Source organism: Neolewinella litorea (assembly GCF_004803465.1).
Taxonomy (GTDB): Bacteria; Bacteroidota; Bacteroidia; order Chitinophagales; family Saprospiraceae; genus Neolewinella; species Neolewinella litorea.
The window spans coordinates 69,750-92,949 of sequence record NZ_SRSF01000006.1; the positions used below are offsets into that span (position 1 = coordinate 69,750).

Here is a 23,200-nt window from a genome sequence, read left to right on the forward strand (position 1 = left end):
ACGGAGTGATACGTACTAAATGTTCTGCGGCTGCCAGTAGTTTAGTCGGGGGTAGCACACGGGGTGGTTTAACACCGAATTAATTATCAATTACTTTTGGCGAGCCGAAGCGGTGCCCGAATGCCAAATTGCGAATGAAAGTCCACGTTCACCTTCTGTTTTTCCTTTCAATCCTGTCTTTGTCGCTTTCCGCTCAGGAGGAGGCGGGCTCGATCCGGCTCGAAGACCCGGCCATCGGGCGCGCCCAGGCCCTCCGGGAACTGGACCGCACCACCCCCATGCGTGTCTTCTGGCAGGAGGAACAGCTTAAGGACGAGCGCATTTCCCTTTCGTTGCAGAACGCCACCCCCCGGGAAGCCCTCGAAGCCATTCTGGCGGGCACCGGACTGTCGTTCATCGCCTACCGCGACGTTTACGTCATCGGTCCCGCTCAGACCATAGGTACGGAATTTGACGCCGCCTACTACGCCGCCGTGGCCCAGCAACTGGACGCCGATCCGGAAGGGGCCGACGACCGCGGACCGGAGTCCATCGGAAGCTTTGAGTCGCTGGGCGCCAGTGGCACGGCCACCGTGTCGGGCACGGTGACCGACGACGGGGAGCCCATCATCGGCGCCACCCTGCGCGTGGAAGGCACCGACCTCGCCACCACTACCGACGCGAACGGAAACTATACCCTGCGTGTAGAGCCGGGGCAGTACCGCCTCCAGATCGCCTACATCGGCTACGGCCGCCAAGAGCGCGAGATCCGGGTGTTGGGCGACGGAAACTACGACATCGCCCTGCGGCAGGCGGCCACCGACCTCCAACAGGTTACGGTCACCGAACAAGCAGCGGACGCCAACGTAGGCCGCGTACAGGCCGGCGTGCAACGGCTCGACCTGGCCCAGCTCGAACGCCTGCCCACCTTCATGGGGGAGACCGACGTAGTGAAGGCCCTGCTGCTCAACCCGGGCGTAAGCACCATCGGGGAAGGGGCCACCGGCTTCAACGTCCGCGGCGGGGAGATCGACCAAAACCTGCTGCTGCAGGACTACGGCATCCTGCTCAACAGCAGTCACGCCCTGGGCTTCTTTTCCACCTATAACGCCGACCTGCTCAAGAGTGTCGACCTCTACAAGGCGAACATGCCCGCCCGCTTTGGTGGGCGACTGGCCTCGGTGCTCGACGTACAGCAACGCGACGGCAACTTCGACCACCTGCGGGTGAAGGCGGGCATCGGCCCCGTCACAGGCCGCGTGATGCTCGAGGGGCCGATCGTGAAGGACCGCAGCAGCTTCATCGCCGGGGTGCGGAGCAGCTACACCGGCTGGGTGCTGCGGCTGGCCAATCAGGAGAACGTGAAAAACTCTTCGGCCTTCTTCGTCGACGGCAACCTGCGCCTTACGCAGCGCATCGGCACCGTTGGTACGCTCTCGCTGTCGGGCTACGGCTCCGAGGACCAGTTCACCTACAACGACGCCTTCGGCTTCCGCTACCGCACCCTGCTCGGGCAGGGCGAGTACAACCACATCTTCAGCGACCGGCTCTACGGTAAGGTTGGACTGGCGTACAGCGACTACCAGAGCCGACAGACCGACCTGGGTGCCACCACCGGAGAGGTGCTGGACAACGGAGTAGCGTACCTCATCCTCAAGCCCCAGCTCACCTTCGAGGTATCCAACGACCTGCAATTCTCCGGCGGACTGGAGATCGATCACTACCGCGTCAATCCGGGAGAGCGGCAGCCCGAGGGCAGTGAATCCCTGGTCACGCCGCGTGCACTGCCCCAGGAAGAAGGGGTAGAGTTGAGCCTCTTCGGCGAGGCCGACTACCGCTTCTCCGACCGCTTCAGCGTCAAGGCCGGACTGCGCTATACCAATTACCGTTTCCTGGGCGGCCGCACGGTCACCGAGTACGCCGACGGCATCCCCGCCCTGGGCAACGAAACCGGAACCCGGGAATACGGTCCCGGCGAAACCGTAGCGGCCTACAACAGCCTGCAACCCCGCCTGAGCGCCCGCTACCGGGTAGGCCGCACCGGCTCCATCCGGACCGGCTACGCCCGCACGGCGCAGTACCTCAACCAGATTTATCTCAGCGCCTCGCCGACGCCCAGCTCCCAGTTCCAGCTGAGCACGGGCTACATCCCGCCCTTCCTTTCGCACAACGTCTCGCTGGGCTACTTCCTCAACCTGGACAACAACAATGTGGAGCTCGGCGCGGAACTCTACGCCCGCCTCATCGATCAGTTGTGGGACTACCGCGATTTCGCCGACGTGATCGTCAACCCCCAGCTGGAAACGGAGATCCGGGTAGGGGAGGGGCGCGCCTACGGCCTCGAGCTGAGCGGCAAGAAGAAGGTCGGTGAGATCAACGGGCTGGTGAGCTACACCCTCTCCCGCACCGAGCGGCGGGTGCCCGGCATCAACGCCGGGGAGTACTACTCCTCCAACTTTGACAAGCCGCACAACTTTGTCATGACCTTTAACTGGAACCCCAACCAGCGCAATACGCTCACCGCCAACTTCACCTACGGCACGGGCCGGCCCATCACCGCTCCGGTGGGGAACTACCGCGTGGACAACGGACTGCTGGTGCCGGTCTACACCTCCCGCAACAGCCTGCGCATCCCCGACTACCACCGCCTCGACCTGGCCTATACCCTGGGCAAGAGCTACAACAAGAAACAGACCGTGCAGACGAGCTGGACGGTCTCCCTCTACAACGTGTACGCCCGCAAGAATGCCTTCTCGGTGTACTACACCCAGTCGGCCGACCAGACCAACGTAGCCAACCGGCTGGCCGTGCTCGGCACCGTATTCCCCGCCATCACCCTGAATATCGAAACCCGATGAGCCCAGCACCTTGTACCGCCGGGTACTGCACCCGCGTCCCCGCCCTCCTGATGCTCGCCCTGTTGCTGCTGGGTTGCGTGGATGAAATCGATCTGGGACAAGCGGATAGCCTGCCCGAGGGGATCGTCGTGCGCGGCAGACTCGCCGTGGAACCCGACGGTGCCGTAGCGGAGGTCAACCTGGAGCGCCTGTTCCAGTTCTCCTCCAACCTACCCAACCAGGTCGTATCGGCCCGCGTAACCCTGGAGAATACCGAGGGGCAATCGCTGATCCTGCCCTACCGCGCCGGGGCCTACCGCCTCGATATCGGCCTCGACAACCCGGAAATGACCATCCGGCCCGGCATCGGGTACCGGCTGACCATCCTGACCCAGGAGGAAGAAGCCTACCAGTCGGAGTTTGACGTCCTGCAACCGCCGCTGCCGATTGAATCCGTGGGCCGCTCCTTCGTGGACCTGCAGACCACCTCCCCCGCCGGTACGCCCGTGACCGTTCCGGGTATCGCCTACACCGTGAGCGCGCCCGTACGCTACCCGGACGGCACGCCCGCGCGGCTGCGCTACCAACTGGAGGTCGACTACGCGCTGACCGACGAGCCGGTGCAGTTCCCCTTCACCAACAACGACCCCAAGACCTGCTACATCCGCCAGAACCTGGCCGGCAACCGCCTGTACCTGCTCGACGGCCGCGACGCGGCTTCCGACCGAGTGACCGATTATCCGCTGGCCACCGTACGGGTCAACCACCTCTACGCCGAAGGGAACTACACCACGGTCTACCAGGAGGCCCTCAGTCGGGGCGCCTTTTCCTACTTTAGCCAGATCGCGAGCATCGCCGACCAGGACGCAAGCATCTTCGGGAGTCCGCCCGGTCCGGTAGCCGGCAACGTAACCGACCTGAACGGCCTGACCCCCAACGTCTTCGGCTACTTTTACGCGACCAACCGCACCCTGGACCGCATTGCCGTGACCCCCGAAGAGGCCGGTAACCCCTCCTTCTTCTGCCCGCTTCCGCCCCCCGAACGGCCCAACGCCCCGCCGACTACCTGCGACGACTGCCTGCGCCTCGATGGATCCTCCCTCACCCCGCCGCCCTTCTGGACCTTCTAACCGACCCGCCCGATGCGATCGCTGACCCTCCTATTCTTCCTTCTTTGCCTGCTTCCGCTGGCGGCGCAGCCGGGCACCACCACCCTGCACCTCGACCGCCCCTACCACGCGGCGGGGGAAGTGAGCTGGTTCCGCGCCTACCTGCCGCAGCCGGCCCCCGCCTCGGTGCGCGCCGAGATCTACGGCCCCGACGGGCAGCGGCTGGACTATTTCTTCCTCGGGACCACCGACGGCGCGGCCGACGGGTACTACCGCTGGGGGTACGATCTGCCGACGGGGTACTACCGCATTGTACTGACGGCCCTTTCCGCCGACGGACAAGACGTGCACCTGGGCACCTTTCGCCACGCCGTCTACAGCGTAGGCGATCGTGGAACCACCCCTACGGAAACGGTGGCTGCGGCCTCTCCGCTCGGCGCAACCAACCTAAGCGTGCGGGTGGAGGACGGAACCTTGCGCCTCTCCGACGCTCCGGCAGGGACCTACAGCCTGTCGGTATTCAATGCCTCGGTGGTGGGCGACCGCGCGGGGGAAACGGTAGCGGCGGAGCCGGTCCGTCCGGCCGCTGCCTACCAGGATACGCTCTTTTACCGGGGGCAGGTGACGGCCGCGGATGGCGGTGAAGCGGTGGCGGTCAACCTGTTGCCGGTATTCGACGGCACTACCTTCGCGACCTACTTCAGCAAGTCGGACCCACAGGGGCGCTTTCTGCTTACCGTCCCAGCCTTCGAAGGCCAGAAGACCGTACAGGCCCGCGACATCAGCGGCTCGACGGCCCTGGTGGCCCGCCTGGGGCAGCCCCGGCTGGAGTCACTGGCGGAACGTCCGCCCCTGACCGAAGCCGTGGTGGCGTACCTCGAGCTCAGCTACCGCCGCCGCAAGATCTTCCAGCTCTACCGCACGGTGGAGACCCCCCTCGAGGCCGAGCCCGTGCGGGAGCAGCGGCGCCCCCTGGTGCCGAGCAAGGCGTACAACGTGCAGGACTACAAGGCCTTCCCCGACCTGTACACCTTCTTCCGGGAAGTGGCGGGCGAACTTCGTTACCGAGAGCGCCGGGGCAGCTATACGGCCCGGCTGTACAACGCACCCACCCAGCGCTTCTTCCTGGAGGCTCCGCTGTTCATTGTGGACGGACGCCTCACGCGCGACGCCGACTACGTAGCCCGCCTCGATCCGGCGGAGGTGGACCGCCTCACCTTCTACTACGGCAACCGCGAACTGCGGGAGCAGTTTCCCGCTCTAGGCAACCAGGGTGTAGTGCAGATCGACCGCCTGCGCCCGGCCGACGACCTGCCCGCCGCCGACGCCGCCAACCTGCTTACCCTAAATGGCCGGCAACCCGCCCTGGGCTTCCGTCCGCTCCCCGCCGCCCTGCCCCGCATCTCCCCCCTGCTGCTTTGGCAAACCGGAACCACGGAGGGCGGCGCGGTCTCCCTGCCCCTCCCCGGCACCGACGATTCCGGCAGCTACCGGGTGGTGGTCCTGCTGCGCGATGCCACGGGCCGCCAGTGGCTGGGTACCACCACCTTCACGCTGGACGCGAGCCGGTAGCCGTATCTTCGCCCCGGTGCGGAAGTGGTACTACATAGGGGCGATCGTCCTGCTCTTTCCGGCCCTGCTCATCCACCTCGGACTGGCCGTTTTTATCGACGACGAAGCCATCCGCGCGCTGGTCGCCCAGGAAATGCTCTGGTCGGAAAACTTCATCGCGCCCACCCTCCACGCCGACGCGTACCTCAACAAGCCGCCCCTGTGGAACTGGATACTGGCGCTGAGCTTCTCCCTCCACGGCGCGGCCGGTGAGTGGGCGGCCCGCTTGCCAACAGTGGTCAGCCTGTTGGGTTTTGGACTCACTACCTACGCCTTCAGTCGCCGCTACTTCGGCAACTACCTGGCTTTCGTGCACGCCCTGACCGTCGTTACCTGCGGGCGTATGCTCTTTTGGGACAGCATGCTCGCCCTCATCGACGTTTGCTTCAGCTGGGTCGTCTACACCCAGATCATGCTGCTGTATCACTTCGGCCGGCGGGGGCAGTGGTGGCAGGCTTTCGGGTGGACCTACCTGCTCACCGCCGTGGCCTTTATGCTGAAGGGGCTGCCGGCCATCGTCTTTCAGGGCATTACGGTCTTTGCCATTCTGGGTTGGCAGCGGGCGTGGATCCAGCTGGTGCGGCCGGCCCACCTGGTTAGCGGGCTGGGTTGCCTGCTGTTGCTCGGGCTGTACTACTCCGCCTACGCTCAATACGTGGACCTGGGCGTGGTAGCCGAGCGGCTTCTCTCAGAAAGCGGCAAGCGGACGGCGGTGGCCCACGGCCCCTGGGAGACGGTGCGCCACCTGCTGGCTTTCCCCTTCGAGATGAGCTACCATTTCCTGCCGTGGACGCTGCTCCTGGTCTATCTGCTGCGGCGGGGCAGCTGGGCGCTGGTGCGGAAGAACGACTACGCGGCCTTCTGCTTGCTGGCCTTTGCGGTTCACCTGCCGGTGTACTGGCTTTCGCCCAATGTCTACCCCCGCTACCTGCTCATGCTCTTTCCCCTGCTGTTCGCCAGTTTGCTGTGGCTGCACCGTTTGCATTCGGTGGACCGCAGCCGGTCGTACCAGCTTTTACGGTACCTGTTGCTGGGGGTCATGTCCCTCGTGGCGGCGGCCCTGCCCTTTGCACCCCTGGTGCCGGCCGTTTCCGTGGGGGTGACTTACCCCTGGGTCAAGAGCGTTGCGGTGGGCGCGGTCGCGGGTGCCGTAGCGGTGGCGGGCTGGCGCGACCGGAAGAATTTCCTGCTTCTGTTGTGCTGTTTCCTGTTGGTGCTGCGGGTGGGCTTCGACCTCTTCGTCCTGCCGGTGCGCGCCGCCGGCGATGAGCGCGGGTTGGCGGTGCGGGCCTCGGCCCGACACGTCGCGGCCGGCCACGAAGACGGTGAGCTCGCCATATACGGATACACGCTGATCGAGCCGGCCACGGGCTGGTACCTCACCGAGGCGCGGGGAGCGGTGGTGCCCCGGCACTTTGATTCCTTCCCTTCCGGTACGGCATACGTTGCCAGTCCGCTGCAGTACCCGGGTTTGCGCATTGCGGCTACGGATTCCCTGTACCTGCGCCACCTGCAATTGAAGTATCCGGTAGGTCCCCTCGTGCCACCGGTACCCCCGGTGCCGGACGAACCGGATCTGCGCGACGGGATGGGCTCCGGTATTCCCCTGCGCCGGTAGCGGCCGGCTGCCGGAAGTCGTACCTTGCACCCCATGCTACCCACCGTGCAGCTATCCGTCGTAGTCACCATTCTGAATGAACTGGAGAATATCCAGCCGCTGATCGACCGCATCCACGCGGCCCTGCCGGGCATCGATTACGAGATCGTGTACGTCGACGACGGCAGCACCGACGGTTCGGTGGCCCTGCTCAAAAGCATCCGCGACCCCCGCCTGGTGGTGGTGGAGTTGCGCAAGAACTACGGCCAGAGCCTTGCCCTGATGGCCGGTATCGACGTGGCCCGCGGGGCTTACATCGCCACCCTCGACGGCGACCTGCAGAACGACCCCTCGGACATTCCGGCCATGCTGCGGCTGGTGGAGGATGGCGAGTGGGACCTGGTGGTCGGGGAGCGCGTCAACCGGCAGGACGGCCGGGTCACGCGGAAGCTGCCCAGCCAGGTTGCCAACTGGATCATCCGCCACCTGAGCGGGGTGCACCTGCGCGACTACGGCTGCGCCCTCAAGGTCTTCCGGGCCGACATTGCCAAGGACCTCGGTATCTACGGAGAGTTGCACCGCTTCATCTCCGTGCTGGCCAGTCTGGAGGGTGCCCGCATCACCCAGGTGCCGGTAAAGCACCACGCCCGGCAGTTCGGACAGAGCAAGTACGGGCTTGGGCGCACCTTCAAGGTGGTCAGCGACCTGCTCCTGATGGTCTTCCTGAAGCGCTACCTCCAGAAGCCCATGCACCTCTTTGCACAGGCGGGGCTGGCACTTTTCGCCTTGGGCGCCCTGATTAACGTTTACCTGCTGGTGTTGAAAATCATGGGCCAGGACATCTGGGGTAAGCCCCTGCTCATCCTGGGAGCCATGCTGGTGTTGGCCGGTATTCAATTGGTTACGGTGGGTATTATGGTGGAGGTGCTGATGCGGACCTACTACGAAAGCCAGAATAAACGGCCATATAAAATACGGGAAATCAAGCGGTTAGAGGATGACGAGGCGGTGGCCCAGCCCCTGGCGCCCGAGCCCCTGCGCCGTACGGCCGACTAGCGCATCCGGTGGCCGAAGAGGTCGCGGTTGCTACCGCGTTTCGGGCGTTTGTCCGGTTTTACCGTTTTGTCGATGCCCGCGCAGCCCGATTTTCGGCTACAGGAAGGGGAAAAAAGGAGCGCGAAGCCTAGTAAAATAAGGAAAGTGGGATAAACACAGCGCTTTTTCATACGTTTGTACGGCTACTAGGGAGCTTTGGGTCCGGCGTTACGCGCCCGTCGATGAAGTACCTAACGTAACCATTTTCAGACGGTAAATCCAAATCACCGTTTTTAACTATCCAAATTCCTATCAAATGAACAAAGGAGAACTTGTATCGGCCATTGCCGATAAATCCGGCCTCACCAAGGACCAAGCAGAAAGCGCACTGAGCGCCACCCTCGCCAGCATTGAAGACGCGCTTAAGAGCGAAGACAGTGTGAGCCTGGTAGGCTTTGGTACCTTCTCGGTGAACAACCGGCCCGCCCGTGAGGGACGCAACCCTCGCACCAATGAGACCATCCAGATCGCGGCCAAGAACGTAGTGAAGTTCAAGCCCGGCAAGAAACTCAGCGAGTCGGTCAACTAATTATCCTCTCCCGAGGAACCGATTCCCATCTACGACGACCCGACCGGCCCCCGCCGGCCGGGTCGTTCTGTTTACCCCCCAACCAAAAACCATGTCAACCTACCTCATCGTCGGCGGCAGCTCGGGCATCGGCCGCGCCCTCGTCGACCAACTCCTCCAGCAGGGCCACACCGTCCACGTATGGGCGCGCGAAGCGCGCGACCTGCCCGCAGATGTCCACTTCACCTCCGTCGACGTGACCGCCGACACTGACCTGTCCGCCGCGGTGCCCGACCAGCTCCAGGGTCTCGTCTACTGCCCCGGCAGCATCGACCTGCGGTCGTTCCGCAGCCTCAAGCCCGACGCCTTCCGCGGCGCGTTCGAGGTGAACGTAGTGGGCGCGGTGCGTTGCCTGCAAGCCGCTGAGCGGGCGCTCAAGCGCAGCGAGCGCCCCGCCTCCGTGGTGCTTTTCTCCACCGTAGCCGTACAGCGTGGCATGCCCTTCCACGCCGCCGTGGCCGCCGCCAAGGGTGGGGTGGAAGGACTCACCCGCAGCCTGGCCGCCGAATACGCCCCGAACATCCGGGTGAACGCCATCGCCCCATCCCTAACCGACACGCCCCTGGCCGACCGGCTGCTGGCCACCGAAGACAAGCGGGCCTCCGCCGCCAAGCGCCACCCCCTCGACCGGGTAGGCAGCCCGGCCGAAGTGGCCGCCATGGCCGCCTTCCTGCTGGAACCGAAGGCGGCATTCGTCACCGGACAGGTGATCGGTATGGACGGCGGGCTGTCTGCCATCTAGGCACCCGCCCTGATCGCGGCCACGCGCTCGCGCAGGTCGTGTACGTTGACCTCCTCGAACCAGGGGTTGCGTCGGAGGTAAATGCCGTTGCGCGGACTGGGGTGCGGAATTGGGAAGTACTCCGGGAGGTAGTCGGCGTAGTGGCGTACCGTTTCCGTGAGGTTCTTCCGGCGGCGATCCCCGAGGTAGTGCGCCTGGGCGTAGGCGCCGATCAGCAACTTGAGCTCCAGCTTCGGCATCAGGCGCAGGAGGGCATCCTGCCACAGCGGTGCGCACTCCGGGCGGGGCGGAAGGTCACCCCCCTTCCCCTTGCCGGGGTAGCAGAAGCCGATCGGAAGCACGGCGAAGGTGGTCGTATTGTAAAATTCCGCCTCCGATACGCCGAGCCAGTCGCGCAGTCGGCGGCCGCTGGCGTCATCGTAGGCTACGCTGGATTCGTGGGCCAGCCGGCCCGGGGCCTGACTGATGAGGGCTATCCGGGCTTCGGGGTGAATGCGGAAGATGGGATTTGGACCCAGCGGCAGTACCGGCGCGCATACCGTACACGCCCGCGCCCGGTCGAGCAGGGGGTGGGGGTAGGTGGGCTGAAAGCGCTCGGCCACGGCGGCTAGAAGGTACGGGCGTAGGTGATCAGGAGCTGCTCCGTGAAGCTGATCCGCTTGCCGAGCCCGGCGGTTCCGTTCGGGGCGGAGTAATCGGTGATGCGTACCCGGATGTCGTCGTCGTAGAACAGGTTAGCGAAGAGGGTGAACTGCAGGTGCTCCGTCAAGGCGAAGGAAAAGCTGTTCTGCCAGTCCACGTCGACGTTTTGCGGGTTGCGCAGGTAGTTGGTGTAGAGCCCCAGCTTGGAGGTGAAGGTAATGCGGTCGTCTTCCAGGAAGCTGTCGGCGTAGCCCAGTTGGGCCAGGGCACCGATCTGCGCGTCGACCTGCTTGAATTCGGGGTAGATGCCTAGGTCGTTGGCCTCGCCGCTGACGGGGTTACCGTGTACCCCCCGGCTGGCGATGCTGTCGTTGGCCACGATGATAAACTTGGAGCTGACCGGCGAGAAGAAGATCGAGATATTCTCGTTGGGCTGGTAATCAATACCCACCGAAAGGGTGGCCGTGGCGGGGGCCAGGAATTTGGACAAGGGGCTGCGGCCGCTGTCGAGGAAGTCCGTGACGAAATTGCCGGAGTAGATGTCCGGAAACTGGTAGGTGGGAAAGAACTGGCTCAGGAAGGTACCGTTAACGGAATAAAAAAGCTTGCCGTCTTCCTTGATGCGGTAGCCATACTTGCTGCCGAGGCGGAGTTCGTCGACCGTCTTTTGGAAGGGGATGCGGCTGCTCAGTCCCTGCGAAATGACGCCCGCGCCCAGTCGCTGCAGCCCGAACTGCCAGAGCAGGGTGTTGTCCCAGTCGAGCCGGCCCATGCGGTACTTAGCGAAGCTGTTCACGGCGCTGCCGAATCCGAGGCGGTTCTGACCGGCCCCCTGCTTGGGGTTGATCTGCAGGAGCTGGGTGATGTCCAGTCCGATGCCCGCGCCGATGCGCCAGCCGTCCGGTATGGGTTCTTTCTCCTGGGCGGCGAGGGCGCAGGTGCAAAACAGGAACAGGAGCAGCAGTAGGGGTGGCTTCATGGTAGCGTTACTTGGGGGCCGTCCGCGACGGCAGGTTCCCGAACGGTCAGCGCTGCAATGATAAGGATTCCCCGACCGGCCTACGGGTTTTGGTGGGGCGGCAGCCGGGGGCCCCCTACCTCGCGGCGGCTGTGCATCTCGAAGCCTTCCGTGCTGAGTTTACTGAAGGGGATAGTGTACTCCGATTCCTCGGTACGCAGTGTGATGCTGACGTTGTTGAGCTGAATTACCTCACCGCGTTTGCCGTCAATGCTCACCTCGTCGCCAACGCGTAGTTGGTTGCGATTGTAGAAGCTGGCCAGGATGTTGCTCATGATGTGCCGCGAAGCCATGCCGTACCCGATGGCAAAGGCACCCGCGATCCCCGCCAGAATGATGCTGATGTTGGTCTCCATGAACTCCGTCTGCAGCTGCGCCTGCCGCAGTGCGATCAGAATGATGTTGAGCAGGATGAAGTAGAAGACGGCGTTGCCGATGAGGTTGTCGGAGGGGATGGCCAGGGAACGACAGGCGGAGACCACCATGCGCTTCACGAAGTCGGCAAGGAATATGCCGCCGATCAGGATGAGGAAGGCGACGATGGCGTTGGGCAGGTAGGCCACCAGATTAGCCATGAGGGCCGACAGCATATCCATGCCCAGGGCGTGCACGGCCGCCATCGTGAAGACGATCAGGATGAAGTAGTACACGAAAGCCGCCAGGATGCGGCTGGGCGCCACGCGCACCGTGAAGTGGCGGAAAAAATCGATGGTCATGAGCCGGTCGGTAAGCCGGTCCAGACCCGTAGCCGATACCAGGCGCCGCACCAGTTGGTAGAGGACCTTGGCCAGGATATAACCGACCAGAAAGATGAAGGCTGCCTTGAGCAGGGTGGGAATAAGGGCAAGCAATTCGTAGGCCTGGAGGCGCAAGACGTTAAGGGCTGAATTCATAATACTCACTTAGCGGACGATCTCCTGCGGGGGGCGCGCGGGGGGCTCCCCGAACGGATCGTCGTCTTCCGATTCCGAAAAGGTACGGTAGGATTCCTCAGCTTGCATGGAGTGGCCGCCGCTGAGCACGCTCACGGTATCGGCCATGACGGGTCCGAAGAGCTCCACGATGCTGGCGATGAACTCGGCCGTGCGCAATTCCCGTTCCACGCGTTTGCGTATTCCCGTGCGCCGCTCGCCCGTGAAGGCGGCCAGGTCCTGATCCCGGAGTGCAAGAAAGCTGTTCATGGCGTTAGGCTACGGAGGTGAATTGTTTGTCGTGGATGCGTTTTGCTTTTTCCTTGATGCGCTTGAGCTGCATCTTTACGGCGGATTCATTTTTACCGAGCAGCTCGGCGATGGCGCGGATCTTTACCCCGTCCTTATATTTCATCAGCAACAGGGTGCGCTCCGCCTCCGTGAGTTGGCCGAGTACGTAGCGCAGTTCATTGACCTGCATGCTCATCAGTGCCTCGTCGGGAACTTCCTCGGCGGTATCCGGTGGATTTTCCATCTCGGTGGCGAAGAGTTCGCGGCTGCGCTTGCTTTTGCGGATCTTGTCGATGCACAGGTTGTAGGTGATCGAATAGATCCAGGTGGAAAACTTGGCCTCCCCCTCGAACTGGCCGAGACTCAGAAAAATCTTGGTAAAGATTTCCTGGGTGGCATCCTCCGCTTCGCTGGGTTTATGCAGCATGGTCATCGCCTTGCTGTACACCTTGCCGGCGTAGCGATCGTAAAGTATCTGGAAGCAGGTAGCGTGCTGGTGAGCCCGGTAGGCCCGCACGATATCCATGTCTTCCATCGTCGTATCGCATCCGTAGCTGGGTGCTCCGCTGGGCATTGAGTGGCAAACTACAGGACAACCGTTCTTTTGCGGTTGCCCTAGGTGAGACGGTAAATTACTGTAAGCGTCACAAACGGAGAAAAATTGCCGGGCGCGCGGCTATTCCTCCACCCGGCGGGTGGCCGTACTCACGGCGGCGATGTTGAAAAGACCCAGCACGGGCCCCTCCGTTTCGAGGTTGAAGACGTTGCCGGGGGCATTGGCTACCGGGATCTGGAAGATGCCGTTGCTGCCGTTCTGCAGCTGATCGCGCGCCACGCCCAGAAAGAAGTAGGCGGCCTGCGACACCGACCACAGTTCCACCCGCAGCTCGTCGCCCGGCTGCAGGGGGAGGAAGGCTCCGGAGTCGTCGCGCGGATTGATGCTCTGCCGGATAGGCGAGATAAAGACGAGCCCGTCCGTACGGCTGCCCGCGTCGAAGGTGCCGTCGTAGATGAGGTTCAGTTCGAAGGGCCGCAGGAGCAGGGTGTCGTTGTAGTAGGTGCGGGTGAGGTAGACGTCGCCCGTGCCCGGAAAGTCCCGCGCGTACAATTCAGCGTAGAGGCCCGCTTCCTGGCCGAGCTGCTCTTCCTGAAAGTTGACCACGAGCGAATCGATGTCCGGCACGCGCTTGATGGTCGCCTGGGACCCGTAGGATTCGGTGCCGCGCTGGATGCCGAGCACGAACTCGGCGTCTACCGCACCCAGGCTGTCCCCGGGGCTGGGCGTCCAGAGGTACCGCCCGGAATCCTGGTGTACGAAGTTGAAGCAGCGGTTGTCGGGCGCGGTGCGGCACACGATCACCTCGGCGTCGGTGACCCCGGTGGGCCGGCGGTTATCGTAGTAGTCCTGGCTCAGCGACAGTCGGATCTCCTGGGGGGCGGACTGGTTGGTGAGCCAGGCATCCACCACGATTTCCGGGGTTTGGAAGTCAGTTTCCAGCTCGATCACGTCGGTACAGCCGAAGCAGAACATTGCCAGTAGCAGGAGGGTGGCCGGGCGCATCATTGGAAGGTGAAGTTGTAGGATACGGAAGGGATGATGCTGCCGACCACGGAGAGCTTGATGGCCTCGGTGTCAACGGCACCGCCAGCGGGGGCGCGCCCGTCGACCTGGTTGCCGTACACGGTGAAGGGGTTGCGGCGGGCGTAGGCGTTGTAGACGCCGAAGATCCACTGCCCCCGCCACCGGCGGTCACTCTTGTCCTTCGACGGGTCGAGCGTCAGGCTGAAGTCGAGTCGGTGGTAATCCGGGATGCGGAAGTTGTTGCGCAGGCTGCCGCTGTTGTGCGGGATGAAGTACCCGAGCTGGTAGTAACCGCTGTTGGCCAGGGTGGTGGGGGTACCCGTGTTGTAGACGAAGTTGGAGCTCAGGGTAACCCGGTCGCTCAGCTCGTAGAAGGCGCTCAGGTTAAGGTTGTGCGTCTGGTCGAAGCGGTTGGGGTACCACTCATCGTTGTTGATGCCCTTCACGAGGCGCTCGGTGCGCGCCAGGGTGTAGCTGAGCCAGCCGGAGAGCCGTCCTTCCGTCCGCTTGAGCTGGAACTCCAATCCGTAGGCCCGCCCCCGGCCGGTGAGCACCTGCCCCTCCACGAGCTCGTTGAGGATGAGATCGGCCCCGTCGATGTAATCGATGAGGTCGTAAAGTTTCTTGTAGTAGGTCTCCAGGCTGAGCTCATAGCGATTCTCGGAGATGTTGCGGAAGTACCCCACGGCGTACTGGTCGGCGCGCTGGGGATCGATGTTGTTCGTGCTGGGCGTCCAGATGTCGAGGGGGATGGAGGCGGTGGTGTTGCTCAGCAGGTGGATGTACTGTACCGTGCGCTGGTAGCTGGCCTTCACCGAGCTGGTGGCGTCCAGCGAGTACTGCACCGCGGCGCGCGGCTCCAGGTAGGTCCAGTCCTTGATGATCTCGTTGCGTTCCGCCCGCCCGATCCCGGTGAGGGGGCGGGGGAGGCCCCGGCGCGGGGGTTCGCCGAAGGCATAGACGTTGCGGTCCCCGAGGTAGGCGAAGTGGCTCAGGCGCAGCCCGTAGTTCAGTTTGAGGCGGTCGAAGAGGTTGAGCTCGTTCTCGACGTAGGCGCTCGACTCCAGAGCCAGCTGCCGGCTCAGGCTGATGTCGATCTCCTCGCCCGCACTGACGGCCAGCGCGTTGGCGGGCTCGAAACGGTAGTGGATGGCCTGCCCGCCGAAGCGGAGTACGTTGTCGGGCATCAGGTAATAGGTGAATTCCGGTTTCAGGCTCAGGTTAACGATGCTCGCGTCCCAGTTGAAGGCGTCCCGTTCGGGCTCGTCGCCCAAGATGATGGCGTAGTCGTAGTCGCTGTAATAGAGCGTCAGGTTGGAGAATACCTTGTCCGAAAACAGGTGGTTCCACCGCAGGGTCCCCGTCACGTTGCCCCAGCTGAAACCCTGGTCGCCGCCCGGACTGAAGATGTCCCGCCCGCGGTAGCCCGAGAGGAATACCTGGTCCTTGTCGCTGAAGCGGTAGTTGGTTTTCAGGGTAAGGTCGTAGAAATTCAGGCGGGTGTCGGCCAGGTCGTCGTTGAGGAAGGGCGCGGCCAGTACGTCGATGTAACTGCGGCGTCCGGCCAACAGGAAGGAAGATTTGTCCTTCACCAGCGGGGCCTCCACGCTCAGTCGGCTGAAGATGGTGCCGATGCCGCCCTGCACCTCCAGTTGCTGGTTGTTGCCCTCCTTCATGCGCACGTCGAGGATCGACGACAGCCGGCCGCCGTAGCGCGCCGGAATGCCGCCCTTGTACAGCTTTACACCCTTGACCGCGTCGGGGTTGAATACCGAAAAGAAGCCGAAAAGGTGGCTGCTGTTGAAGACCGGTGCCTCGTCCAGAATCACCAGGTTTTGGTCGATGCTGCCGCCGCGTACGTTGAAGCCGGCCGCCCCCTCACCCACGCTGGTCACGCCGGGCAGCAACTGGATGCTGCGCAGCACGTCGACCTCACCCAGCAGACTGGGCAGTTTTTCGATGGTGCCCATGTCGAGGCGCTCGACGCTCATTTGTACCGTGCTGATGTTCTCGTCTTCCTCGGTGGCCGTCACGATCACTTCCTCCAGTACGCTTCCCGCCTCCCCGAGGGCAAAGTCGCGCATCGTGTTACCCAGGAGGTCAAGGGTGACCCGCTGGTCTGCGAAGCCAAGGTAGGTGACCACCAGGGTGTAGGTGCCCGGGGCCACGGTGAGGGAGTAGAATCCGTAATCGTTGGTCACCGTACCCTTCCCCGTCCCCTCCAGGTAAACGGTGGCACCGATCAGGCTCTCCCCGTTGGCGGCGTCGCGTACGTAGCCCCGCACGGTTACGTTGTCCTGGGCCTTGAGGGGGAGTAGCGTTGCGAGCGTCAGAATGGCGGTGAGCAGGTACTTCATAGCTGCAGGCTAAACGACGAATAGTGCGAAGGGTTACGCCCCGACGCACTATTCTGATCAACGGCCGTCGCCTTTCGACGGATCGGTGACTTATTTCGGCTGATCGCTCGTGTCCGCCTCCCCCACGCGCCGGAAGTGGCCCGCTTCGGTAATGGTCTTTTCCTGTCCGGTATCGGGGTCGGGGTAGCTGCGCTCGTGTACTTCCACGCTGAGTTGCCGGCCGACGAGTTTCTCGGTATCCAGGGTTTCGCCTTCGAGGTCTACGGCCCGCATCAGCTCGGCCAGAATGGGTTGGCTGGGCTCGCTGTCGTAGAAGCGCTGCTCCACGAATCCCTCGTCGGTCTCCATACGGGCGGCGAAGAAGGGAATACCCTTGTACTCACTTTTTCCCTCGGAAATTTCGGTGATGGTCACTACGTGGCGGCCGTTCTGTAGCCGCGGTTTTTCTTTTACTTCAACTTTCATGGTGGTCGATTTCCCTTTAAATGCGTATTTAAAACAATTTGTTCGTTATTTTCGCGATTGTTTTTCCGCGGAGTCATCGGCCGTTCGGGATACCCGGACACCACCCGATACCCATTGGTCGGGGATGCCGTATCATTCACGGTTCATTCTTCCTTCCCCATGATGCTCCATCCCGCATTTCATCTTCCGCGGTTCCGTTCCGTTACCACCCTTTCCATCCTGCTCCTTGCCTCGCTGTTTGGCTCCGTGAATACGCTGGCGGCGCAGGAGATCACGGGTCTGGAGGTGGAATATTCGTCCACCCCCCTGGGCATCGACGTGCAAACGCCCCGCTTCAGCTGGCAACTGGAACAGGGGGCGGCGGCGCGCGGGTGGCAACAAACTGCCTATCAAATCCAGGTTTCGGGGCCCGGAGATACGCTTATCTGGGACAGCGGGCGAATCACGAGCGGAGAAGCCCTGGGCATCCCCTACGATGGCCCCGCCCTGCAACCCACTACGCGCTACGACTGGGCGGTAACGGTCTATGACCAACGAGGGGAAGCCCGTCGCGCGCAATCCTGGTTCGAAACCGGCCTGCTGGATACCCGCGAATCCGCCTGGCGCGGCGCGCAATGGATCGGCGGCGGTGCGGAAGACCTGATCCTGCAGAGCCACTACCTCTCGGTTTTCCGCCTGGCGTACACTGTACAACTCGATCGCGACAGCGAAAGTACGCGTGCCTCTTTCGTGTACGGCGCCAACGATGTCCGCCTGCTGGACCCCCACAAGAACCTGTACGGCGTGGCGAGTCCCCGCGACAGCAGCTACGTGCGCCTGGAGCTCGACATAGCCGGTCCGCAGGCCACCATTAGACTTTACCGCGTGGGCTATACCCGGGAGGACGGGGCCGGCCGGCCGCTCTTCACGCTGCCGGTACCCGATTCGGTCATTGCGGCCGACGGGCGGTACGACCCCCACCGGATAGAGTTCACCAGCGTTTTCGGCAATACCCGCATCCTGATCAACGGTACGGAGATCGGGGCTGACCACCCGGATTATTACCAGGGCGGGTGGGGGCGCGGCGGCCTGATCGTCAATCCGCACGGGGCCAGCGACGTCATCGGTTATCCCATGGTGGCCGACGTAGGGTTTGCCGTCCCCGCCGGCCAGCAGGCCACCTTTTCGGAGGTCGCGATCCGGAATTTCCGCGCCCCGGCCAACGTGCTCTGGGCGGAGGACACCGGCGGGGACTACCGGGGCATCTTCGCCGGGGTGCTGGAGGCCGACGAACGGGGCTACCACCTGCGCGGCGGGGCCGACGGTACGTTCGTGGTTGCCGATCCCAGTCACCACGCCGCGCCGATGCTGCGCACCACTTTCGAAGCCAAGCCCAGAGTGGACCAGGCCCGCCTCTACGTCACCGCCCGCGGGGTGTACGAAGTTTTCCTGAACGGCGAGCGGGTAGGGGAGGACTACTTCAACCCCGGCCTCACCCAGTACGACCGTACGCACATGTATCAGACCTACGACGTGACCGACCGCGTGGAGGCCGGCGCCACCAACGCCATTGGCGCCTGGCTCGGCGAAGGCTGGTGGAGCGGCAACTACACCTTCACCGGACTGAACTGGAACTACTTCGGCGACCGGCAGTCGCTGCTCGCCCTGCTGGTGATCGATTACGCCGACGGCAGCACGCAGACCATCACCACGGATGAGAACTGGCGCCTATACACCGATGGCCCCCTACGCTACGGCAGCTTCTTCCAGGGCGAAGTTTTCGACGCCCGCCGCGAGGACGCCATTGCGGGCTGGACCACCGCCGGCTACGACGACTCCGCCTGGTCACCGGCCCGTACCGTTCCGCTGGAAGGCACGGCGTTCCAGGGTGAGAACAACGGCACGCCGGTCGACTACTCGGAAATGAAACTGATCGGGCAGATCGGCGATAATGCCCGCGTGGTGCAGGAACTGACGGCCCAGTCCGTGGAGGAGATCCGGCCTGGCGTGTACGTCTACGACATGGGCACCAATATGGTGGGCGTGCCGCGCATCGACCTCGGCGACCAGGAAGCCGGCCGCGATATCTGGGTACGCTACGCCGAAGTGCGCTACCCCGACCTGCCCGCCTACGGCGACAAGGTGGGCATGATCATGGTCGAAAACCTGCGTGCGGCCCTTACCCACGACCACTACATCACCAAAGCGGGCCCCAACGTGCTCCAGCCGCGCTTCACCTTTCACGGCTACCGCTACCTGGAGATCACCGGCGTGGACGTGCCCCCGCCGCCGGATGCGGTGAAGGGACTGGTCATCAGCTCCGTTCATGAGGTCACCGCCGACTACCAGACGTCCAACGCCAAGGTCAACCAGCTCTTCGACAATATCGTCCGCTCGCAGTACGGCAACTTCCTGAGCATACCCACGGATTGCCCGCAGCGCAACGAGCGCATGGGCTGGTCGGGCGACATCAGCGTCTTCAGCCGCACGGCTACCTACTTCAGCGACGCCGACCAGTTCTTCCGCCGCCACCTGATGGCCATGCGCGACATTCAGTACGCCAGCGGCAAATTCCCCGACGTGGCCCCCGCCTTCGACGGTTTCGGCGGTATCCTGTGGGGCAGCGCGGGCGTGACCATCCCCTGGGAGATGTGGCAGCAGTACGGCGATACGGCGGTGCTGCGCGAACACTACCCGGCGATGCGGTCCTACCTGGAATTCCTGGAGGGGAACATCGATTCCGCCACGAACGTCATGGCGGGCAGCCAACTGGGCGACTGGCTCAGTCCGGAAGGGAAGCAGAACGATAATACCCTGCTCTGGGAAGCCTACTACATCTTCGACCTGCGAATCATGGCGGAGGTAGCCCGGGTGCTCGGGCACGACGCAGCGGCCGCCGATTACGCCGAGCGGGTGAAACAGCGCCGCCAACATTTCCTGCGCACTTACCTGGAGCCGGGCACCTATCGCACCGTCCGCTCGGGCTACGTAAGTAACAGTTGGGGCGCACCGCCCGCCGACCGGCAGGGCAAGCTGCTGAACGGCAAGCCGAACTACGTCGATACCCAGGTTTCCTACGCCCTGCCCCTGGCGCTGGGCGCGGTGGAGGGGGCCACGGCCGACAGCCTCGCCGCCCGGCTGGCCGAAGCCGTGGCGCGGCGGAACGAGGACGACGGGGGCGTGGCACGGCCACCCTACTCGCTCATGACCGGCTTCATCGGTACCGCCTGGGTGAGCAAAGCCCTGTCCGACCACGGCTACACCGATGTGGCCTACCGCCTGCTGCAGCAGGAAGATTACCCCAGTTGGCTCTATCCCGTAACGCAGGGGGCCACCAGCATTTGGGAACGGCTCAATTCATACACCATCGAGGACGGCTTCGGCGACAACAACAGCATGAACAGCTTCAACCACTACTCCTTTGGCGCGGTCGGACAGTGGATGATCGCGCACTCGCTCGGCATTCAGCGCGGTGCCCCCGGCTTCAAGTCCTTCAACCTGCGCCCCGAACCCGACCCCACCGGTCAAATGACCGAAGCCTCCGGCCACTACGACTCTCCCTACGGCCGCATCTCCGCGGCCTGGGAAACGGACGGCGACCGCCTCACCTACCGCGTCACGGTGCCCGCCAATACCACGGCCAGCCTGGCGTTGCCCACCTCCGATCCCGCTTCCGTGCGCGAGAGTGGGGAGGAAGTGTCCGCCCGACCGGGGATCAAACCTTCCGGATTCGCCGCCGGCCGCGCGAATTTTGACCTGGCTTCGGGGACTTACACCTTTACGGCCTTGCGATGATCACGACCTACCGCTGCCGCAGCCATTCCACGAACAGCCGCACGCCGAAGCCAGTGGCCTGACGATCCTTGGCGAAAGGCCCCTGCGTAAGGGCCACCCCGGCAATGTCGAAGTGGATGTAGCGTTCGTGGCCGTGGGTGAAATTCTCCAGAAATTTGAAGGCGTCGGTGGCGCCGTGTAGCGGCGTGCCGCTGAAGTTCTTGACGTCAGCTACGTCGCTTTCCAGTCCCTTTGCGAAATCGTCCCACGGCGGCAACGGCCACACGCGCTCTCCGGAGGCGTCGCCGGCGCGCCGGAATTGCTCCACCAGTTCCTCGTTCTTGCTCAGGGTGGCGGCGCAGACGTAGCCGAAGGTGCGCACCGCACTGCCCGTCAGGGTTGCCACGTCGATCAGGGTGGTCGGGGCGTAGTGCTTGACGGCGTAGGATAGTCCGTCGGCCATGACCAGGCGGCCCTCCGCGTCGGTGTCGATGATTTCGATGGTCTTGCCGGCGTGGCTTTCGATCACGTCGCTGGGCTTGATGCTCAGGGCGTCCACGCTGTTGTCGGTGGCGGGTACGATGCCGACCACGTTGACCGGAAGCTTCAGGCGGGCCGCCGCCTCGACCGCCCCGAAGGTGGCTGCCGCCCCGCCCATGTCGCTCTTCATCAGGTGCAGGTTCTGGCTGCCCTTGATGCTCACGCCGCCGGTATCGAAGGTGATGCCCTTGCCGATGATGGCGGTGACGTCCTCCTGGTCGGGCGCGCCGCGGTATTCAGAAACAATGAGCACGGCGGGGTCTTCGCTGCCGCGGTTCACGGCCAGGAGGCCGTGCAGCCCTTCGTCCAGGCAGGCTTTCTTGTCCAGCACCTTCACCTCGTAGCCGTGGGATTTGCCGCTGTCGACGGCCCAGGCGGCCAGGTCCTGCGCCCGCTTCTTGTTGGCGGGGGCGTCCACAAGGGCGCGGACGCGGTTCTGGACGCTGGCCAGTATGAGTTCCCGCTCGGCGGCGGCGGAGGGTGGGGTCAGCGAAAAGTCTCCCGCGGAGAGGGGGTGGGCTTTGTGCCCTTCCTTACGTGCGCCGGCGGAGTAGCTGCCCATGCGCAGTCCGCCCAGAAAGGCCGCGGCCAGGTCGGCGTCGATGCCGGCGGCCTCCACTTCCACGGTCGACTCCAGGTGCTTGGCTTCCTGGTGGCTCAGGAGGTGTCCCAGTTTTCGCGCGGACGCGGGTGCCGCGTTTTCCGGCAAACGGGCAATGATGCGGGGGGGCGAGAGGGTGCGCAGGTAGGAGTCGGGCGGTACGGCGCCGGTAAAGTCGTCCGCGCCGGTAGCGGAGAGTAGCGTAATCTTGGTCATAGTGCAGTAAGGTCACCGGGGAAGGGGAGGTTCACCTACGCCGGGGCAGCAAACTATTTGAACGCATATTGCATTTGGAATAGACCCTTGCACCCGCGTTCCCGCAAAAAGACCTTTATGAAGATCGGCGTCGTTTGTTATCCCACCTACGGAGGTAGTGGCGTCCTGGCCACTGAACTCGGCCTGGGGCTGGCGCGTCGCGGACACGAAATCCACTTCATCACCTACCGCCGTCCGGCACGCCTGGGGTTCTTCCACGAGAACGTCTTTTACCACGAGGTGGACAGCGGGGCGGATTACCCCCTGTTCGAATTCGCGCCCTACGAAACCTCTCTGGCCTCCAAACTGGTCGACGTGGTCGAGAACTACGGACTTGATCTGCTGCACGTCCACTACGCCGTGCCCCACGCGGCAGTGGCCTACATGGCCCGCAAGATCCTGATCAGCCGCGGCCGCTACGTGCCCTTCGTGACGACCCTGCACGGCACCGACATTACGCTGGTCGGGTCCAATCCCGCATTCGCCCCCACCATCACCTTCGCGATCAACAAATCGGACGGGGTGACCGCGGTATCCGACGCCCTGAAGAAAGCTACCCTCGACAATTTCGAGATCTGCCGGCCTATCCAGGTGATCTATAACTTCATCGACTTCGAGCGCTTCAAGCGGAACAACAAGGACCACTTCAAGCAGGCCATCGCCCCCCAGGGTGAGCGCATCCTTATCCACGTCTCCAACTTCCGGCCCGTCAAGCGGGTCGACGACGTGATCTACATCTTCAAGATCATCAACGACCAGACGCCGAGCAAGCTGCTGCTCATCGGAGACGGACCGGAGCGCAACAAGTGCGAGGACCTGAGCCGACGCCTGGGCCTCACCAAAGACATCCGCTTCCTCGGCAAGCAGGACGCGGTTGAGGAACTGCTGGCGGTAGCCGACGTATTTCTCCTGCCCTCCGCCAGCGAGAGCTTCGGTCTGGCCGCCCTGGAAGCCATGGCCTGTGAAGTGCCCGTGGTGTCGAGCAACGTAGGCGGCATCCCGGAGGTGAATATCGACGGGGTCACCGGCTTCACCTCCGGCGTGGGCATGGTCGACAAAATGGCCGAGGACGTCATGAAGATCTTCGAGAGCGACGAAACCCTGCAGCGGTTCCGCGCCGCCGCCCTGAAGCAGGCCGAACGCTTCGACATCGACCGGATGATCCCCCAGTACGAAGCCTACTACGAGAAAGTGCTGCGCGCCAGCCGCTCCCGGCCGGAGGAACCCGTAATGGACTGCTAGCGTAC

18 protein-coding genes are annotated in these 23,200 nt (G+C 63.5%); 9 read left to right on the top strand and 9 right to left on the bottom strand.

Annotated features, from left to right (window positions below):
* Positions 1 to 134 precede the first annotated feature (134 nt).
* The 7 genes from E4021_RS13520 to E4021_RS13545 all read left to right on the top strand — a co-directional run bounded on the left by E4021_RS13520 (position 135) and on the right by E4021_RS13545 (position 9,538).
* Positions 135 to 2,837 carry a TonB-dependent receptor gene (locus E4021_RS13520; protein WP_136459902.1) on the top strand — a complete coding sequence of 901 codons (2,703 nt, stop codon included), beginning with the start codon at positions 135 to 137 and terminating at the stop codon, positions 2,835 to 2,837.
* On the top strand, positions 2,834 to 3,946 hold the full coding sequence (locus tag E4021_RS13525) for a DUF4249 family protein (protein WP_136459903.1): 1,113 nt from the start codon (positions 2,834 to 2,836) through the stop codon (positions 3,944 to 3,946). Before E4021_RS13520 ends, E4021_RS13525 begins: the two co-directional genes overlap by 4 nt.
* A gap of 12 nt (positions 3,947 to 3,958) precedes the next feature.
* Positions 3,959 to 5,497, top strand: coding sequence for a hypothetical protein (locus tag E4021_RS18140; RefSeq protein ID WP_168797602.1), 1,539 nt, complete (start codon positions 3,959 to 3,961; stop codon positions 5,495 to 5,497).
* Positions 5,498 to 5,513: 16 nt separating this feature from the next.
* Positions 5,514 to 7,154 (top strand): ArnT family glycosyltransferase, encoded by a 1,641-nt coding sequence (locus E4021_RS13530; RefSeq protein ID WP_168797603.1) that lies wholly within the window; start codon positions 5,514 to 5,516, stop codon positions 7,152 to 7,154.
* A 33-nt stretch (positions 7,155 to 7,187) separates the two neighbouring features.
* Positions 7,188 to 8,189, top strand: a complete 1,002-nt coding sequence (locus E4021_RS13535) for a glycosyltransferase family 2 protein (protein WP_168797604.1) — start codon at positions 7,188 to 7,190, stop codon at positions 8,187 to 8,189.
* A 295-nt stretch (positions 8,190 to 8,484) separates the two neighbouring features.
* The gene (locus E4021_RS13540; RefSeq protein WP_116125561.1) at positions 8,485 to 8,757 is read left to right on the top strand and encodes an HU family DNA-binding protein; all 273 of its coding nucleotides are present in this window, start codon (positions 8,485 to 8,487) and stop codon (positions 8,755 to 8,757) included.
* 91 nt (positions 8,758 to 8,848) lie between these two features.
* A complete protein-coding gene (locus E4021_RS13545) occupies positions 8,849 to 9,538 on the top strand; it encodes an SDR family NAD(P)-dependent oxidoreductase (protein ID WP_136459905.1) in 690 nt (229 codons plus the stop codon).
* On the opposite strand, the gene E4021_RS13550 is transcribed toward E4021_RS13545, so the two are convergent.
* The 8 genes from E4021_RS13550 to E4021_RS13585 form a co-directional block, all read right to left on the bottom strand.
* Positions 9,535 to 10,140, bottom strand: a complete 606-nt coding sequence (locus tag E4021_RS13550) for a uracil-DNA glycosylase family protein (RefSeq protein ID WP_136459906.1) — start codon at positions 10,138 to 10,140, stop codon at positions 9,535 to 9,537. The genes E4021_RS13545 and E4021_RS13550 overlap by 4 nt on opposite strands.
* Positions 10,141 to 10,145: 5 nt before the next feature.
* Positions 10,146 to 11,159 carry a DUF3078 domain-containing protein gene (locus E4021_RS13555; RefSeq protein WP_136459907.1) on the bottom strand — a complete coding sequence of 338 codons (1,014 nt, stop codon included), beginning with the start codon at positions 11,157 to 11,159 and terminating at the stop codon, positions 10,146 to 10,148.
* Between the two features lie 80 nt (positions 11,160 to 11,239).
* Complete coding sequence (locus E4021_RS13560; RefSeq protein WP_136459908.1) at positions 11,240 to 12,091, bottom strand: mechanosensitive ion channel family protein; 852 nt, start codon at positions 12,089 to 12,091, stop codon at positions 11,240 to 11,242.
* 9 nt (positions 12,092 to 12,100) lie between these two features.
* Positions 12,101 to 12,379: a hypothetical protein gene (locus E4021_RS13565; protein WP_136459909.1), complete on the bottom strand. Its 279-nt coding sequence runs from the start codon at positions 12,377 to 12,379 to the stop codon at positions 12,101 to 12,103.
* Between the two features lie 4 nt (positions 12,380 to 12,383).
* Entirely contained in the window at positions 12,384 to 12,974 is a 591-nt protein-coding gene (locus tag E4021_RS13570) for an RNA polymerase sigma factor (RefSeq protein ID WP_246050304.1), read from the bottom strand.
* 102 nt (positions 12,975 to 13,076) lie between these two features.
* Positions 13,077 to 13,964: a DUF4249 domain-containing protein gene (locus E4021_RS13575; RefSeq protein ID WP_136459910.1), complete on the bottom strand. Its 888-nt coding sequence runs from the start codon at positions 13,962 to 13,964 to the stop codon at positions 13,077 to 13,079.
* Positions 13,961 to 16,339: a TonB-dependent receptor gene (locus E4021_RS13580; RefSeq protein ID WP_136459911.1), complete on the bottom strand. Its 2,379-nt coding sequence runs from the start codon at positions 16,337 to 16,339 to the stop codon at positions 13,961 to 13,963. The genes E4021_RS13575 and E4021_RS13580 overlap by 4 nt, the downstream gene beginning before the upstream one ends.
* A 90-nt stretch (positions 16,340 to 16,429) precedes the next feature.
* Positions 16,430 to 16,804 carry a hypothetical protein gene (locus E4021_RS13585; RefSeq protein ID WP_136459912.1) on the bottom strand — a complete coding sequence of 125 codons (375 nt, stop codon included), beginning with the start codon at positions 16,802 to 16,804 and terminating at the stop codon, positions 16,430 to 16,432.
* 159 nt (positions 16,805 to 16,963) lie between these two features.
* Between E4021_RS13585 and E4021_RS13590 the strand changes: the two genes are divergently transcribed.
* Positions 16,964 to 20,578 carry an alpha-L-rhamnosidase gene (locus E4021_RS13590; RefSeq protein WP_136459913.1) on the top strand — a complete coding sequence of 1,205 codons (3,615 nt, stop codon included), beginning with the start codon at positions 16,964 to 16,966 and terminating at the stop codon, positions 20,576 to 20,578.
* A gap of 7 nt (positions 20,579 to 20,585) precedes the next feature.
* Here the strand turns inward: E4021_RS13590 and E4021_RS13595 are convergent, their stop codons facing one another.
* Positions 20,586 to 21,914: a leucyl aminopeptidase family protein gene (locus E4021_RS13595; protein ID WP_136459914.1), complete on the bottom strand. Its 1,329-nt coding sequence runs from the start codon at positions 21,912 to 21,914 to the stop codon at positions 20,586 to 20,588.
* Between the two features lie 117 nt (positions 21,915 to 22,031).
* On the opposite strand from E4021_RS13595, the gene bshA reads away from it, so the two are divergent.
* On the top strand, positions 22,032 to 23,195 hold the full coding sequence (bshA, locus tag E4021_RS13600) for an N-acetyl-alpha-D-glucosaminyl L-malate synthase BshA (RefSeq protein ID WP_136459915.1): 1,164 nt from the start codon (positions 22,032 to 22,034) through the stop codon (positions 23,193 to 23,195).
* Positions 23,196 to 23,200 lie beyond the last annotated feature (5 nt).